Source organism: Dactylosporangium cerinum, assembly GCF_042653625.1.
GTDB lineage: Bacteria > Actinomycetota > Actinomycetes > Mycobacteriales > Micromonosporaceae > Dactylosporangium > Dactylosporangium cerinum.
Genome location: NZ_JBHSIU010000133.1, coordinates 10,229 through 26,185 on the forward strand (window position 1 = coordinate 10,229; position 15,957 = coordinate 26,185).

General features: G+C 69.7%; 12 protein-coding genes. 5 read left to right on the forward strand and 7 right to left on the reverse strand.

Going from position 1 to position 15,957, the window contains the following annotated elements; genetic code table 11:
• The 5 genes from ACFPIJ_RS64135 to ACFPIJ_RS64155 form a co-directional block, all read right to left on the reverse strand.
• On the reverse strand, positions 1 to 971 hold a 971-nt coding region (locus tag ACFPIJ_RS64135; protein WP_380129398.1), incomplete at its 3' end, for an ABC transporter substrate-binding protein.
• 208 nt (positions 972 to 1,179) lie between these two features.
• Positions 1,180 to 2,181, reverse strand: a complete 1,002-nt coding sequence (locus ACFPIJ_RS64140) for an ABC transporter permease (protein WP_380129399.1) — start codon at positions 2,179 to 2,181, stop codon at positions 1,180 to 1,182.
• A gap of 491 nt (positions 2,182 to 2,672) precedes the next feature.
• The gene (locus ACFPIJ_RS64145) at positions 2,673 to 3,488 is read right to left on the reverse strand and encodes an exodeoxyribonuclease III (RefSeq protein WP_380129400.1); all 816 of its coding nucleotides are present in this window, start codon (positions 3,486 to 3,488) and stop codon (positions 2,673 to 2,675) included.
• 280 nt (positions 3,489 to 3,768) lie between these two features.
• On the reverse strand, positions 3,769 to 4,779 hold the full coding sequence (locus ACFPIJ_RS64150; RefSeq protein WP_203851362.1) for a LacI family DNA-binding transcriptional regulator: 1,011 nt from the start codon (positions 4,777 to 4,779) through the stop codon (positions 3,769 to 3,771).
• Between the two features lie 299 nt (positions 4,780 to 5,078).
• Complete coding sequence (locus tag ACFPIJ_RS64155) at positions 5,079 to 5,456, reverse strand: hypothetical protein (protein WP_380129401.1); 378 nt, start codon at positions 5,454 to 5,456, stop codon at positions 5,079 to 5,081.
• 117 nt (positions 5,457 to 5,573) lie between these two features.
• On the opposite strand from ACFPIJ_RS64155, the gene ACFPIJ_RS64160 reads away from it, so the two are divergent.
• A complete protein-coding gene (locus tag ACFPIJ_RS64160) occupies positions 5,574 to 6,095 on the forward strand; it encodes an AAA family ATPase (protein ID WP_380129402.1) in 522 nt (173 codons plus the stop codon).
• Positions 6,096 to 6,108: 13 nt separating this feature from the next.
• Here the strand turns inward: ACFPIJ_RS64160 and murD are convergent, their stop codons facing one another.
• Together murD and ACFPIJ_RS64170 are read right to left on the reverse strand one after the other, a co-directional pair.
• Complete coding sequence (gene murD / locus ACFPIJ_RS64165; RefSeq protein WP_380129403.1) at positions 6,109 to 7,458, reverse strand: UDP-N-acetylmuramoyl-L-alanine--D-glutamate ligase; 1,350 nt, start codon at positions 7,456 to 7,458, stop codon at positions 6,109 to 6,111.
• Entirely contained in the window at positions 7,445 to 8,761 is a 1,317-nt protein-coding gene (locus tag ACFPIJ_RS64170) for a MurL-like N-terminal domain-containing (RefSeq protein WP_380129404.1), read from the reverse strand. The genes murD and ACFPIJ_RS64170 overlap by 14 nt, the downstream gene beginning before the upstream one ends.
• Positions 8,762 to 9,077: 316 nt before the next feature.
• Between ACFPIJ_RS64170 and ACFPIJ_RS64175 the strand changes: the two genes are divergently transcribed.
• The 4 genes from ACFPIJ_RS64175 (at position 9,078) to ACFPIJ_RS64190 (ending at position 15,814) form a co-directional block, all read left to right on the forward strand.
• Entirely contained in the window at positions 9,078 to 11,624 is a 2,547-nt protein-coding gene (locus ACFPIJ_RS64175; RefSeq protein ID WP_380129405.1) for a transglycosylase domain-containing protein, read from the forward strand.
• A gap of 141 nt (positions 11,625 to 11,765) precedes the next feature.
• Positions 11,766 to 13,007, forward strand: coding sequence for a cytochrome P450 (locus ACFPIJ_RS64180; protein WP_380129406.1), 1,242 nt, complete (start codon positions 11,766 to 11,768; stop codon positions 13,005 to 13,007).
• Between the two features lie 126 nt (positions 13,008 to 13,133).
• On the forward strand, positions 13,134 to 13,943 hold the full coding sequence (locus ACFPIJ_RS64185; RefSeq protein ID WP_380129407.1) for an ABC transporter ATP-binding protein: 810 nt from the start codon (positions 13,134 to 13,136) through the stop codon (positions 13,941 to 13,943).
• 5 nt (positions 13,944 to 13,948) lie between these two features.
• Positions 13,949 to 15,814, forward strand: a complete 1,866-nt coding sequence (locus ACFPIJ_RS64190) for a hypothetical protein (RefSeq protein WP_380129408.1) — start codon at positions 13,949 to 13,951, stop codon at positions 15,812 to 15,814.
• Positions 15,815 to 15,957: the final 143 nt, after the last annotated feature.

The following is a 15,957-nucleotide window of genomic DNA, read 5'->3' on the forward strand; positions in this document are numbered from 1 at the left end:
GTGTTGATCGAGAAGTAGCGGATGAAGCCGGTGGTCGGCGTGTCCGCGTTGGCCTTCTTCGACGCGTCGAGCAGGATCTTCGGCTGCGCACCCTGCTGAACACCGGTCTGCGCGGTGTCAACGTCGACGTCACCGGCCAGCAGCTGGTTGTCGATCTCCTCGACAGCCGTGCCGATGGTCAGGTCGATCTGGTCCGGCAGGGCCTTGCGGATGGTGTCCGTCTTCGGGTCCCAGTTCTCGTTGCGCACGAGAACGGCCTTCTTGCCCGGGTCGAACGACTGGAACTTGTACGGGCCGGTCGAGACGGGCTTGTCACCGTACTTGTCGCCGGTGTCCTTGGCCTTCTGGACCGGGCCGGCGCCGGGCATGGCGAGCAGGTAGTTGAAGTCCGACAGCGGTTCCTTCAACTTGAAGATGATCGTGGTGTCGTCCGGGGTCTCGACGGACTTCAGGCCCAGGCCGTTCGGGTCGCTGTCCTTGTACGGGCCGGGGTACTTCTGGCCCTGGTCCAGCACGTCGACGATGTACGTCGGGCCGCCGGACAGGATGTCCTGGGCGAAGACGCGCTCGATGCCGTACTTGATGTCCTTCGAGGTGATCGGCGAGCCGTCCTCGAACTTGACGCCGGCCTTGATCTTGAAGGTGTACGTCTTGCCGCCGTCGGTGATCTCCGGCAGCTTCTCGGCCAGGTCCGGCTCGAGCTTCAGGCCGTCCTCGCCCGGCTTCGACGCGTTGGTGAGGAGGGTCCGGACGTAGTAGCCCTTCTGGAAGTTCCACACCCACGCGTAGTAGGCGCGAACCGGGTCCCACGAGTCTGCGTCAGAGTGGTTGACGAGCTTGAGCGTCCCACCCTTCTTGTCGGAAGGGTTGACGACACCCTTGGTGGCGGCGTTGAAGCCGGACACACCCGCGGTGCTCTCGCCCGTGCTGGGCTTCTTGTCGTCGCCGCCCGACCCACAGGCGGACAACACCAGGGCGATAGCAGCCGAACCGGCCACCAATGCCCCTGTCCTCATTCTCACTAGGTTTTCCCTCCTTGTTTGGCGCGACCCGCCGAGGGACGGGCCGTCCGAGCTGTGCTGCTGTGCGAGCGGAGATCGGGGTGGCACGGGACGGATCCCTGTCAGTGGTGCAGGGTGGGATCCGGTCCGGGCCGGGGTGGCGGTGCCGGTGGCGGGTTTACCGGTTGGCCTTGGGGTCGAGCGCGTCACGCAGCCCATCGCCGAACAGGTTGAACGCAAGAACCATGATGAAGATCGCGAGGCCCGGCACGAACATGTACACCGGGTCGTAGGTGTAGTAGTTCACCGCGTCGGAGAGCAGGCGGCCCCACGAGGGAGTGGGCGGCAGCACGCCGACGCCGAGGAACGACAGCGACGCCTCGAAGACGATGTTGGTCGGGATGACAAGCGTCGAGTAGACGAGGATCGGCGCGACCAGGTTGGGCAGCAGCTCCCGGAACAGGATTCGGGTCGGGCCGGCGCCGACGCTGCGGGCGGCCTCGACGAATTCCCGTTCTCGCAGGGACAGGGTCTGCCCACGCACGATGCGGCCGATGTATGGCCAGCTGAAGAACGAGATGACGCCGACGACGACGCCGATGCGCCATGCGGTGGTGACCGGCACGACCGAGATGAGCGCGATCGAGAACAGCAGGTAGGGGAACGCGAGGATCAGGTCCATCAGGCGGCTGACCGCGCTGTCCACGAAGCCGCCGAAGTAGCCGGCGGTGATGCCCAGCACGACCCCGAGGATCACCGCGACGACGGTCGCGGACAGCGCGACCAGCAGGGAGACCCGCGCGCCGTAGATGATCTGCGAGAACATGTCGCGGCCGGTGACCGGCTGCACGCCGAGCAGGAAGTCCTTGCTGATGCCGCCCCAGGTGCCCGGCTCGGGGATACCGCCGAGGCTCGGGTTGATCTTGTCCTGGTGGAACTCGTTGATCGGGTGGCCCCACACCTTGTTGATCAGTGGAGCGAAGATCGCGACGAGCACGAGGAACACGATGACGCTGGCACCGGTCAGCGCGACCTTGTCGCGCTTCAGACGGGTCCAGGCGATCTGACCGAGCGACCTGCCCTCGATGGCCTTGGCGGGGACACCGGGTGGCGTGCTGGTCGCCTCTTCGACACTCGGCACCTGCTCGTCGCTCTTGGACGTGACGGGTCCCATAGTCATGGGCGTGGCGCCCCTCTCCCCGGCCGCTTGCCCGCCTTGCACAGCCGCCAGCAATGACCGTCGCAGCATGGGAACGCGCGTCGGCCAGACCGGGGCCCGTGGCAGTCAGCAGCCGATCGGCTGTGTCTTCGTGGACTCCTGGTGCCCTATCCGCAGGTTCGGTCCACGGGCAGAGCGTGCACGAAGCCGACTTGGTGTGTCGCCTCCGTTGGAGGAACCCTGTCTCCCGTTCGGCCGATCGTCAAGGGTCACCCCCCGTCCTGTAACCAAGTCCACGCCGGGCCGTGATGAGGGCGTGATCCAAGCACAACGACTTTTGGATCATACGCCCCCGAAACGGGCGAATTACCAGCTCGTCGTAACGGTATGGTTACGCTCTGTTGCGAACGAAGCACGCGCGACAGAGAGGGTCGGGGTCAGGCATCACTTTACTTGATCGTTTCACTTTTAACAGTACCGTCCAGCCAGGTGTCATTGATCACGGAGCGTACTCAGAGATCGATGTCCACCACTACCGGAGCGTGGTCCGACGGGCCCTTGCCCTTGCGCGCCTCGCGGTCGATGTAGGCGGCCTTGACTGCCTCGGCGACGGCGGCACTGGCGTAGAAAAGGTCGATCCGCATGCCTTTGTCCTGGTGGAACATGCCGGCCCGGTAGTCCCAGTACGTGAACGGGTTCGACCCCTTCATCGGCGCGGGCACGACGTCGCGCAGACCGGTCGCCAGCAGCGCCGCCAGGGCCTCGCGCTCCGGCGCCGTCACGTGCGTCGAACCGGCGAACGCCGCCGGGTTGAACACGTCGGTGTCGGTCGGCGCGACGTTGAAGTCCCCGCACACCACCAGGCGGTCGGTGCCGGTCAGCTCACCGGCGACGCGGGCGCGCAGCGCCTCGAGCCACTGCAACTTGTACGTGTAGTGCGCCGACTCCGGGGTCCGGCCGTTCGGCACGTACACGGACCAGACGCGCACCCCGCCGCAGGTCGCGGAGATCGCCCGGGCCTCGATGCGGGGCGTGGAGAACAGCCCCTCCTCGCCGGTGGGCTCGCCGGCCCAGCCGGGGTCGCCCTCGAAGCCGCGCACCACGTCGTCGAGGCCGACCCGGGACAGCAGGGCCACCCCGTTCCAGCGGCCCTCGCCGTGCGCGGCGACGGCATAGCCGAGCGCGGCGACCTCCTCGGTGGGGAAGCCGTCCGCGCCGACCTTGGTCTCCTGCAGGCAGAGCACGTCGGGCCCGACCAGCTCGAGCCATTCGAGCAACCGGGGGAGCCGGGCCTTGACCGAGTTCACGTTCCAGGTCGCGAGTCTCACCTGTCCCACAATGCCCTACATCGCGGGCGACGGCAGGGGGCGACGCCTCGACACGCGACCTGGCACGTCGTCAGGCGGTGACCAGCCTCCCCGCGCTCAAGCTGTCACTGGCTGCCCCACCGCAAGCGGCGGGTCCCGCCGGGGGGATTCTCACCCCCGGGCCCCCCAATGCGCCGCAAGCGGCGCACTCAAGCTGTCACTGGCTGCCCCACCGCAAGCGGCGGGTCCCGCCGGGGGGATTCTCACCCCCGGACCCCCCAATGCGCCGCAAGCGGCGCACTCAAGCTGACTCGCGCTTGATGAGCTCCGTGGGCAGCAGCAGGACCGGCTCGATCTGCTCGCCGGCCGCCAGGCGCAGCACCTGCCGGGCGACGGTGCGCCCGATGTCGGTGATCGGCTGGCGGACCGTGGTGAGCGGCGGCTCGGTGTCGCGGGCGAACTCCATGTCGTCGAACCCGACCACCGCCACGTCGTCGGGCACCCGCCGGCCGTTCTGCCGCAGGGCGCGCAGCGCGCCGTCGGCCATCGCGTCGGACGCGGCGAACACGGCGTCGAGCTGGGGGTCGTCGGCGAGCAGCTGGCTCATCGCCAGGGCGCCGGACTGCCGGGTGAAGTCGCCGACCGCGACGATCGAGCGCCGGCTGGCGTCCTGCATCGCCGATCGGTACCCCTTGAGCCGGTCGATGCCCGCGCTCATGTCCTGAGGGCCGGCGATGGTCGCCACCCGGCGCCGTCCGGTGTCCAGCAGGTGGTGCACCGCGGCGCGGGCGGCGTCCTCGTTGTCGACGTCGACGTAGGGGACCTGGGACTGGGTCAGCAGCCGGCCGTTGCAGACGACCGGCACGCCGGCCCGGCTCAGGCGCTCCGGCAGCGGGTCCGCGCCGTGCATGGAGAAGATGATCGCGCCGTCGACGTGGCCGCCGGTCGCGTAGCGCTCGACGCGGTCGTGGCTGGGCCCGGACGGCCCGACCATCATCAGCACCAGCTGCTTGTCCGCGGCCTCCAGCTCGAGGCTCACGCCGCGGATGACGGCGGCGAAGAAGGGGTCGTCGGAGAACACCCGGCTGGTCGTCTCGGAGGCGACGAGCGCGATCGAGTCGGTCCGCTGGGTCACCAGGCTGCGGGCCGCCTGGTTGGGCACGTAGCCGAGGGCGTCGACGGCGTTGAGGACCTTGTCGCGGATGTGCGGCGCGACGGACGTAGAGCCGTTCACCACGCGGGAGGCGGTCGCTCGCGAGACCCCGGCGCGCTGCGCGACGTTCTCCAGAGTGGGCCTGTCCCGCCCCGACATCACCATGTGCGCTTTCCCCCATATCTGTCTGCCGGACACATCATGACTGAAGCCGCCCGATGTTATGGCGCACAAAAAGGGACGGGCGACGAAGCATGCCGCTCCGCCGCCCGTCACACCCTCACACCGGTTACACCCTGATCACGATTCACCTGGACGATCGGCTGGTCACCCTGGCCGCCAATCGGCCTGAGAGCGCTCTCAAGACACGATTCAGAGTGGCCCATGACTAGCGCATTGTCAATCGCGAAACCCCGTGAAAGCGCTCTCTGGAATATGTTGTGGGAAACGCCAAATACCTATGCTGCCTGGCGCCGCCGGCAGGCTTCGACGTGTGCTGCGACGACCGCGGTGGTGTTGGAACGCACACACGCGTCGGCGCCCGCCTCGAGGACGTCGACGACCTCCTGATGGTCGCTGTACGGGCTGAGCACCACCACGATCGCCGACGCCGGGTGGCGCAGGCAGGCGGCGGTCACCGCCCTTGGTCCCGGGTCGTCGAGGACCACGATGTCCGGGTCGCGCACCAGGGGCTCGGGCGTCGTGCGCCGCAGGACCGTCCAGTCCTGGGGCAGGTAGCGGGTCAGGTCCGCGAACCGGGCACCGTCGGCGACGAGCAGCACGGTCACGTGGTCGATGTCAGCGGCGGAGCGCTGGGGCAGCGTCAAGATGTTCATGGCTCATTTATCCCGCCCGGGCCTGCCATCCGGCTCAACGCGGGCTGCGAAGAACCTGATTGTGTGGCGCGGTGGTGTATCTCGTCCGGGGGAGGCCGGGCGTGAAAGGCTTGGGCGGTGATCGTCTGGATCAATGGGCCTTTCGGTGTCGGGAAGACGACGCTGACGAAGGAGCTGTGCCGCCGCGATCCGAAGGCGCGCGCATTCGATCCGGAGCGCATCGGCTGGGTGCTCCAGCGCACCGTCGGGCTGCTCAAGCCCGGGGACTATCAGGACCTGCCGGCTTGGCGGTCGGCCACTGTCACGGCCGCCGGGTGGCAGGCGCGCGGTGCCGATCCGCTGATCGTGCCGATGACCGTGCTGCGCGGGGTGGTGCTGGGGGAGATCTTCACCGGTCTGCGCGGGCGCGGGCACGAGGTGCGGCACCTGCTGCTGGACGTGTCGGCGCCGGTGCTCATCGAACGGGTCGAGAACGATGACGACGACGGCCCGCAGGCGTGGCGGCTGGACCAGCTCGGGGCGTACCTGACCGCCCGGCACGACCTGCGCCGTGTCGACGCGGTCCTGGACACCGACGACCTCGAGGCCGACGAGGTCGCCGACGAGGCCGAGGCGATCATCGCCGGCTGGCGCACCTGACAGCCGCCGGCGGCTACGGTGCCGAGTCGGCGATCGCCTGGCGGAACACCTTCGAGCGGTGCGCGTAGTTGTCGAAGCGGCCGTAGCTGGGGGCCGCCGGGGACATCAGGACGACGCCGCCGGCCGGGGTCACCTTGCGGGCCAGGGCGACCGCGTCGACGAGGCTGTCGCTGACATACGCGGTGACCAGCGGCAGGTCCTCCAGCAGCGACACCAGCCGCGCCCCGCTGTCGGGCATGCCGATCACGGTGGTGGGCGACGTCGCGGCGGCCAGGTGCTCCCGCAGCGGGGTGTAGTCCACGCCCCGGTCCTCGCCGCCGAGCAGGACGGTGAGCGGGCGGTCGCGGAACGCCTCGATCGCGTGGATCGCCGCCTGCGGGATCGTGGAGAGCGAGTCGTCGACGAACGTGAGCCCCGACGGGTCCTCGATGCGCTCGAGGCGGTGCGGCAGCCCCGCGAACGTGCCGAGCGCCGCTTCGAGGGCGCCGGCCGAGGCGGGGACGTCGACGCCGTATGCCTGCAGGACGCCGAGGGCGATGCACAGGTTGGCCTCGTTGTGCCGGCCCAGCAGGCGCAGGGCCGTGCGCGGGAACAGCGGCGTGGCGCCGAGCCGAAAGACGCCGTCGTGGACGTGGAACGCGTCCTCGCCGCCGACGACGTGCAGGGGCAGGCCGGTGAAGCGGCGCGACAGCTCGGCCAGGACCGCGGTGGACGCGGCGTGGACGACCACGGCGGCCGGGCCGTTGGCGACGAGGTTGAGCTTGACCCGGTAGTACTCGTCCTCGCCGCCGGTCCAGTCGAGGTGCTCCGGGAACAGCGAGGTGACCGCCGTGACCCGGGGCGAGTCGTCCAGGTCGGCGCACTGGTATGCGGACAGCTCCAGCACGTAGGTGGGCGCCGGCGGCAGGTCCAGCACCGGGATGCCGATGTTGCCGCCGAGCTCGTTCGGAAAGCCGACGGCGGTGAGCAGGTGGCTGACGAGGCTGCTCGTGGTGCTCTTGCCCTTGCTGCCGGTGACGCCGACGGTCCGGTCGCGGTGCGCGGCCACCCACAGCGCGGTCCCGCCCGTGATCCGGGTCCCCGCGGCGCGGAGCTGGACCATCCAGGGGTGGGTCTGCGCGACGCCGGGGGAGCGCACGACCACGTCGGCGGCGCGCAGCGCGTCGAACCCGGCGGGTCCGGTGTGCAGCGGCGCGAGCGCGGCGAGCTCCGGCGACCAGTCCTTGGTGAGGAAGTTCTGCCGGTCGTCGACGGCGACCAGCGACGCCGGCCCGGCCGGGGCGATCGCGCGGACGGCGGCGACGCCTTCCCGGCCGGTGCCCCAGACGGCGACCCGCCGGTCACGCAGGTCAGCGAACTGCACCGAGACCCTCCAGGGCGGCGAGGTAGACCGGCGGGACCAGGTTGGGTCCGTCGCCGCGGAACGTGGCCTCGACATCGGCGTCGGACGGCAGCGCCGCCTCCGAGGTCAGCTCAGCTACCAGGGCCGAGACGATCAGCGTGTCCTTCCACTCGTCCTGCTGGGCGAGCAGGCGCAGCGCGACCAGGGACTCCTCGATCTCACCCACGCACTCGAAGGGCTTGTGTGCGGTGAGTCCCATCAGCTCGCGATACCCCGGCAGCTGCGTCGAATCCGCGAAGATGTCGGTGCCGAAGATGCCGAGCAGGCGCTCGCGGCCCGTGAACGGGGCCATGGCGAGGAAGACGAACCGGCACTTCGGGCAGTGCCCGCACCACCGGTCGGTCGCGTCGCGCTGCTTGAACGCCTGGTTGCAGCTGGTCACGACCGCGTCGTAGGCGGTGAACTTGGCGAACAGCGCGGCGATGTGCAGCTCCGACAGGCCACGCAGCAGCGAGAAGTACGCCTCCTGCAGGCCGGCGTGGGCGAGCAGCGCGTCGCGCAGGTGCGCCTCGGCGGGCAGCCCTTTGGACCACTGGTGGTTGATGTCGCGGCCGAGCCAGTTGAGGTTCGGCACCGACGCCGAGGCCTCGTTGGACATGACGACCGGCCCGAGGCCGTGCATGAGCGAGGCGGCGACGGCGACCAGCGAGTTGATCGCGGTCACCGGGATGTGGCCGTTGTACGCGCCGCTCGCGTTCAGCTCCCGCATCCGCGGGTCGAGGGTGCGGCGCACGAAGCGGGTCGGCTGCGGCGACACGGCGCACACGGCGCGGATGATCGGGTTGGGGTTGACCGCGAACAGCACCGGGTCGAGCCCGGCGTGCTGCAGCGCCTCCATCGTGACGATCGAGTCCTTGCCGCCGCCGACCGCGGCGAGCGGCACGCCGGCCGGCTCGTGCACGTCGGCGGGCGGCTCCGCATACGGGCCGGGGACGATCTCGAGGTCCAGCACGTAGGGGAGTTTGTTCTGGTACGCGAACTCGCCCAGACCCTCGCGGAACAGCGCCGTGACCCACGGCAGGGCCTTCTCGGCCAGGGGGAAGCCGAGCTCCACCCGCTCCGGCGCGGCGATCTTGTAGTAGGACGTGGACGCCGCGACGTAGAGCAGGTCGAGGACGCGTTCGAGGGCGGGGTGCACCACCGACGGCGGGCCGAAGTCGACCGTCTCGGTGAGCACGAGGTCACCGAGCGCATAGTGGAAGCGGGCGACGCCGGTCGACGGGTCGAACTCCCGACCGGGGAAGCGCAGCGCTTCGACGTTCACGCAAGATCTCCTGACTTCGTGGCACGGACCGGGCAATGGTAACCGTCGCCGGGGTCGGGCCGGTCGGTCAGTCGGTCGCTCGATACGGCGACGCCGGTCGGCTCTGCGTCACTTCCATCGTCACCGATAGTGAGCGGGGTCGCCGTCGATGGCGAATGGTCATACGCTCGGGCCATGCGTGCCAAGCGGCTGGTGGTGTCATCGCCGGTGTGGTCGATGACGCTGCGTGAGCTCCGTGGCTGGCCAGGCGAGCTGCGGCGACCGCGCCGCGCCGCGGCCGGACGCACCGACGTGGGGGCGACGAAGCGTGGGACAGATGCACTACGGCGAGCCGGCCGACCCCGTTCAAGGCAGGGCGAGCGTGCCGGCCGAACCCGTTCAGGGCAGGGCGAGTGTGGGCCGGGCCGGTGTGCCGGCGCAGCCGACCCCCGACGAACCGGTGACCGGCCGGGCGTCCGTGCGCGGGGCCGTGCCGCCCCCGGTGCGCGCCTCGGCGCGGGTCGCCGGCCCGCTTGAGCACACGCCGCCGGGTGAGATCCCGCCCGAGCCCGGCCGGAGCGGACCGGCGCCGGCCGCCCGCGCGAAACGCCGGCGCAGGCGCAACATCCTCATCGCGTCGATCGCCGCGTTCATCATGCTCACCGGTCTCGGCCTGGTAGCCGGGACGTACTACTTCGACCAGGTGGGGCTGCCCGAGGAGCTCACCCTCGAGCAGTCGACGTCGATCTACTACGCCGACGGCCCGCTCATGGCGCGGATCGGCAGCAAGAACCGCACGCTCGTCACGTTCGAGGAGATCCCGCTGCACGTGCAGCACGCCGTCGTCGCGGCTGAGGACAACTCGTTCTACACCAACGACGGCGTCGACTACTGGGGCGTCGCCCGCGCAGCCTGGAACAACGTCACCGGCGGGGACCGGCAGGGCGCCTCGACGATCAGCCAGCAGTATGCCCGGAAGTGGGCCGAGCTCGTGGACGTCACCTACGCAAGGAAGGTCCGCGAGGCCGTCATCGCGTTGAAGCTCAACCAGTCGTACAGCAAAGACCAGATCATGACGATGTACCTCAACATCATCTACTTCGGCCGCGGGGCGCACGGCATCCAGGCGGCGTCGCTCGCGTACTTCAACAAGCCCGTCAAGGACCTGACGATCGCCGAGGGCATGATCCTCGCCGGGGTCATCAAGAACCCGTCGGGCGACAACGAGAAGGGCAGCCCGGCCGACCCGACGGTCGACCCGGTCAAGGCGGAGGCCCGCTTCGACTACATCCGCAAGCAGATGGTGGCCCTGAAGTTCGTCACCGAGGCCGAGGCGGCGGAGAAGCTCGTGATGCCCAAGACGGTCATCACGCAGGCGCAGAACCGGGCCAACAACCTGACTGCCAACACCGCCCTGGACAAACCCGAGGGTCTCGCGGTGCACCACGTGCTGCAGGAGGTCGCGGCGCTGACCGACCCGAAGACCGGCAAGTTGCTGTACAAGGACGTCGACCCGCAGGGTAAAGAGAACTTCGACAAGATCCGTGACGGCGGCCTGAAGATCATCAGCACCGTCGACTCCAGGATTCAGCAGGTGGCCGTGCAGGAGGCGAGCGCCAGCAGCAAGGAATCCAACATGTACGGCAAGAAGCCGAACCTGCAGGCCGCCCTGGTGGCGGTCGAGCCCGGCACCGGCGGGGTCAAGGCCTATTACGGCGGTGACAACGGCTCCGGCAACGACTACGCCGGCTACTACGTGGATCCCGTGCTGGGCGACGGCGGCCCGAGCTGCTGCGGCGGTCACCCGCCGGGCTCGACGTTCAAGGTGTACACGCTCGCGACGGCCCTGATCGACGGGTACACGATCAATTCCTACTGGAACGGCATGCCACAGGACTTCCCGGGCCGCACGGCGGCGCTGAAGAACCAGATCAAGAACGCGACCGAGGGCACCGACCCGGACTGCAAGTCGGGCACCGGCACCTGGTGCACCCTCGAGGAGATCACGGTCAAGTCGTTGAACATCCCGTTCTACAAGATCGCGCTCGACGAGACCCCGGCGAAGGTGATCGACACGGCCCGGGCCGCGGGCATCACCGGCATGTGGGCGACCGTCGAAGGGCAATCCCAAGCGCAGCGACAGGACCTGACCAAGCTCTCCGGCAAGGACGTCGCGGGGCACTTCGGCCCCGAGGTCGGGTTCGGTCAGTATCCGATCACCGTCCTGGACCACGCCGGCGGCATGGCGACCTTCGCGGCGCGCGGCATGGCGGCCAAGACGCACTTCCTCAAGGAGGTGTGGGAGCAGGAGCAGAAGGTCTTCGGCGAGGTCATCAAGCCGCAGCGGATCCCCGGCTTCACCGAGCAGATGGCCGACGACCTCACCACCGTCCTGCGCGGCGTGCCGGACCACTACGGGCTGAAGGCCGCGCACGGCTACCAGCTCGCCGGCAAGACCGGCACCTGGCAGCTCGGCAACACCACCTCGGCGGGCAACGCGCACGCCTGGATGGGTGGCTACGTCCCCTCCGACCGGTCGAAGAACTCGCCCGGACTGGCGGCCGCGGTCTGGGTCGGCAACAAGGACAAGGAGGTCGCCATCAAGTTCAACAACGGCGAGAACATCATCGGCGGCAAGCTCCCGGGCCCGATCTGGCGCGACTTCCTCGACGGCGCGCTGACGAAGGTGAAGATGCCGAAGGTGTCGTTCCTGCCCTCGAAGGGCGTCGGCAACAAGGACGTCGGCTCCGGCATCTCGCCCGGGCCGAGCACGCCGGTGGAGAACCCGAACCCCAACCCGAACCCCAGCCAGAGCCAGCCGGGCCCCAGCCCGAAGCCCAGCACCAGCCCGAAGCCGAGCGGCAGCCCGAGCCGCCGGACCTGACCCTGCGGTGCGCGGCCCGGGACACCGCGGGCCGCGCACCGCCCTGGTGATGTGGCAGGGCAACGAAAGTAGGGGTTTACGGTAGGGGAGCAGCGTCGCCTACCTTCGAGCGCGGACCATCTCGCGCACGGAGGTATGGCGATGACCCAGCGCTCCGACAATCAGCTCCGGGCCCAGATGAGCCTGTACTACGACTTCCTCAAGACGGTTGCCGATCAGGGCGATCAGTACGCGAAGCTGTTGCAGGGCATCGAGGACCCGTACCCGGCGTATGAACGCATCCGGGCCGGCGGGCCGCTGGTGCGCAGCGCGCTCGGCGTGTGGGTGACCGGTGATCACGGCGTGGCGAACAAGGTGCTGCGGGACCGCCGGTTCGGCGTCCGGAAGGTCGACGGCAGCAAGATGCCGGACTTCGTCAGCTTCGACAACTCGATGCTGGGCCTGGACCCGCCCGACCACACGCGGCTGCGCCGGTTGACGATCCCGGCGCTCAATCCCCGGATGGCCGACCGCTGGCGGCCCAGGGCGACCGAGATCTGCGACCGCCTGATCGACGACATTCTCGCCGAGGGCGACCGCTTCGACCTGATGCCCCAGTTCGCGCAGCGGTTGCCGAACACGGTCATCGCCGACCTCGTGGGCATCCCGGATGAGCACCGTCCCCGGTTCGCCCGGCTGAGCCGACGGATCGCGCCGCTGCTCGACGGCGTGGTCTCCTTCCACAAGGTGCGCGGGGTCAACCTCGCCATCGACGAGCTGACGGAGATGTTCGTCGAGATCATCGCGTTGCGGAAGGCCGAACCGGCGGACGACCTCATCAGCCAGATGCTGCCGGCCGTCGACGACGGCCGGCTCGGCATGCACGAGCTGCTGCCGCTGTGCATGTTCCTGCCGCTGGCGGGCACCGAGACCACGGTGAACCTCATCGGCAACGGGGTGCGGGCGCTGCTGCAGCACCCGGAGCAGTGGGCGTTGCTGCGCGAGGAGCCGGACCACGCCGCCGGCGCCGTGGAGGAGACGCTGCGCTTCGATCCGCCGGTGCAGCAATACCGGCGGGTCGCGCACGAGGAGATCGAGCTCGAGGGTGAGCTCCTGCCGGTGGACGGCGAGCTGGCGATCCTCGCGGCCGCCGCCAACCGGGACCCGGCGGTCTTCCCCGACCCGGGCCGGTTCGACATCACCCGCCGCAGCAAGTCCGACACGCTGTCGTTCTCGTCCGGCATTCACTACTGTCTCGGTGCCGCGCTCGCACGGGTGGAGGCCGAGGCGGCATTGCGGGCCATCGCGACGCGACTGCCCGGGCTTCGGCAGGACGGTCCGGCTCGCCGGAGGGACTCGTTCATCATCCGCGGCCTGCTGCAGTTTCCGCTCGCCGTCCAATAAACGGACATCATCGCCGAAATACCGCCCAGCTATGTAATAGGGGTACTCCATGGGGGACCCCGCACCTACCCTATTTGTTATCCGGTGCGAAGGTGTGCACGCTCTAGGACAGCCCAAGGGGAAGCGATGGAGACATTGGCCAGGCACGATACCGACGCGTCACGTCCGGGTGGCGAGGAGTCGGCGCCGGCACTGCGGCTGACCGGCCTGCACAAGGTCTTCGCCGACAACGTCGCCGTGGATCATGTCGACCTGACGGTTCCCCGGGGCTCGTTCTTCGGCCTGGTGGGACCCAACGGCGCCGGCAAGACCACGGCGCTGTCGATGGCGGTCGGGCTGCTCCGACCCGACGAGGGCCGGTCCGAGGTGTTCGGCGTCGACGTGTGGTCCGACCCGGTGCAGGCCAAGGCGATCATGGGCGTCCTGCCCGACGGGCTTGCGATGCCCGAGCGGCTGACGGGGCGCGAGCTGCTCACCTTCATCGGTCAGCTGCGCGGCATCCCCGACGACGTGGTGGCCCAGCGGACCCAGGAACTGCTCGACGTGATGGAGCTCAACGACGCCGAGCGCACCCTCGTCGTGGACTACTCCACCGGCATGCGCAAGAAGATCGGCCTCGCGACCGCGCTGCTGCACGCGCCGCGGCTGCTGGTGCTCGACGAGCCCTTCGAAGCGGTCGACCCGGTCTCCGCGGCCGCGCTCAAGGCGATCCTGCTGCGGTTCGTCGCCGGGGGCGGCTCGGTGCTGCTGTCCAGCCACGTCATGCCCCTGGTCGAGCAGCTGTGCGACACGGTCGCCGTGATGGCCAAGGGCAAGGTCGTCGCCGCCGGCCAGCTCGACGAGGTGCGCGGCGGCGGCACCCTCGAGGAGACCTTCGTGCGCCTCGTGGGCGTCGAGGTCGGCTACGGGGAGGGACTGTCGTGGCTGGCATCCTGATCCGGATGAAGCTGGCGATCCTTCGCCGCTCCATGACCGGAGGCAAGGCCACCTGGATGATCATCGGCGGTGTCATCGGCACCGTCCTGGCCGGCGCCACGATCTGGCTCAGCCTCCTGGACAGCGCCAACCCGCACGTGGTCGCCGACCTCCTCGCCGCCGTCTACCTCATGTGGACGCTCGGCTGGATCATCGGCCCGATCTGGGGCGGCGCCACGGTGCTGCGCGTCGAACACTTCGCGCTGCTGTCGGTGCCCCGGCGGCGGCTGGCCTACGGGCTGCTCGGCGCGGCCTTCGTCGGCATCACCACCGCCGTGACCCTCCTGGGCTTCCTGAGTCTGATCGTCTACGCCGCACGCCTCGGCGTCGTGCCGGCGCTCGTCGCGGTGCCCGGTGCGCTGCTGCAGCTGATCTTCGTCGTCCTGCTCTCGCGGGTTGCCATGGCCGTCGTCGGGGTCGTGGCGAGGTCCCGCACCGGCGCCGCGTTCACCGGCGCCATCATCGCCGCGATGATGGTGCTCGCCCAGTCCGGGTGGATGGTGTACGTCGCGATCCAGGTCTCCGGCGTGCTGACGACCGGCTTCGGCCCGGGCTTCCGCACGACGGTCCGGGCGGTCCCGTCGGGTTGGGCGCTCGTCGCCGTCGAGTCGGCCGACACGGGAAAGTGGTGGCTGGTGCTCGCCTCCCTCGCCGGGCTGGCCGCGCTCATCATGCTGCTGCTGCTCGCCTGGAGCCGCACCCTCGGCTCGCCCCGCCGGGCCCGGGCCACCATCCGTGGCTCGCGCAACGCGCGCCCGGCGCGCGGCGGGCTGTTCGCCGGCCGCACCGGCCCGGTGCTGCGCAAGGAACTGCGCACGTGGTGGCGCGACCCGCTGCGGACCCAGTCGGTGTTCGTCCCGGTGGTCTGGGCGCTCGGCACGGCGCTGCTGCCGCTCACCTTCGACTCGAAGCTCCTGCTGCCCTGGGCCGCGCCCGCACTCGCCGTCATGGCCGGTGCCGCCGCGTCCAACCTGTACGGGCAGGACGGCACGGCGCTGTGGATGACGCTGCTCACCGGCAGCGAACGCGCCGACCTGCGCGGCCGGCAGCTGGGCTACCTGCTCATCTTCGGCCCGATCACCCTCGTCGTCGCGGTGGTCTGCACCATCTGGAGCGGCCAGACCTGGACCTGGCCGTGGGTGCTGGCCCTCACACCGGCGATGCTGGGCGGAGGGGCGGGCCTGGGCGCGCTCATCTCCGTGGTGGCGCTCGCCCCCGGTCCCGACGCCCACAAACGACCCGACAACCCCCTGGAGCACGGCGACACGACCGGCCAGGCCAACCTCATGGTCTGGGGCGGGCTGGTGCCGGGCATCCCGGCGGGCGTGCTCCTCGGGTTCGGCACGGCCTACGACAACGCCTTCCTGCTCTGGGCGGCGGTCCCGGTCGGCGTCGCCACCGGCGTCTTCCTCGCCTGGTGGCTCGGCAACGTGGCGGTGGGCCGCCTGGAGGCACGCGGCTCGGAAATGCTGTTCCTCATGCGCACCGGCCGCACCAGCAAGTCGGTCAAGATCGACGTGCCGAAGCGGACCGTCTGGGTGTCCATCCTCGGCTGGACGTTGGGCTCGATCGCGCTCTTCCCGCAGGGCATCGTCCCGATGATCGTCCTGCTGGTTGGGGTCGAGGTGAAGTCGTGGTTCCTGGCGCTGTACCTCCCCGGCGCCCTGCGGTGGCCCGCCGCCGCCGGCATGGTCCTGATCGGCGTGTGGCTGTACTGGATCGCCATCAAGCTGACCATGATGAGCAAGCCGTCCCCGCCGTCCGACGGCGACGCGGCCGTGGCGCCGGCCGGGACACCGGAAACGCAGCGGGCGGAGTTTGAATCGGTCTGATCGCGGCGGGGTTCGACCCGCGCACGGCAAGGGCAGGTGTCCACGGCACCTGCCCTTTTCCATGCGCGTTTCCGGGCCCGCCATAGGGGCGCTGAGCACGGCTTAGGGGTTGGCCCCCGCATCCGCCCTAAATAGTCTTCGGT

Excerpts from the sequence above, each read along its gene's own strand:
- ACFPIJ_RS64150 (WP_203851362.1), bottom strand. The coding sequence starts at position 4,779 with ATGTCGGGGCGGGACAGGCCCACTCTGGAGAACGTCGCGCAGCGCGCC.
- ACFPIJ_RS64190 (WP_380129408.1), top strand. The coding sequence starts at position 13,949 with ATGAAGCTGGCGATCCTTCGCCGCTCCATGACCGGAGGCAAGGCCACC.
- ACFPIJ_RS64175 (WP_380129405.1), top strand. The coding sequence starts at position 9,078 with ATGCACTACGGCGAGCCGGCCGACCCCGTTCAAGGCAGGGCGAGCGTG.
- ACFPIJ_RS64180 (WP_380129406.1), top strand. The coding sequence starts at position 11,766 with ATGACCCAGCGCTCCGACAATCAGCTCCGGGCCCAGATGAGCCTGTAC.
- ACFPIJ_RS64140 (WP_380129399.1), bottom strand. The coding sequence starts at position 2,181 with ATGACTATGGGACCCGTCACGTCCAAGAGCGACGAGCAGGTGCCGAGT.
- ACFPIJ_RS64185 (WP_380129407.1), top strand. The coding sequence starts at position 13,134 with ATGGAGACATTGGCCAGGCACGATACCGACGCGTCACGTCCGGGTGGC.
- ACFPIJ_RS64155 (WP_380129401.1), bottom strand. The coding sequence starts at position 5,456 with ATGAACATCTTGACGCTGCCCCAGCGCTCCGCCGCTGACATCGACCAC.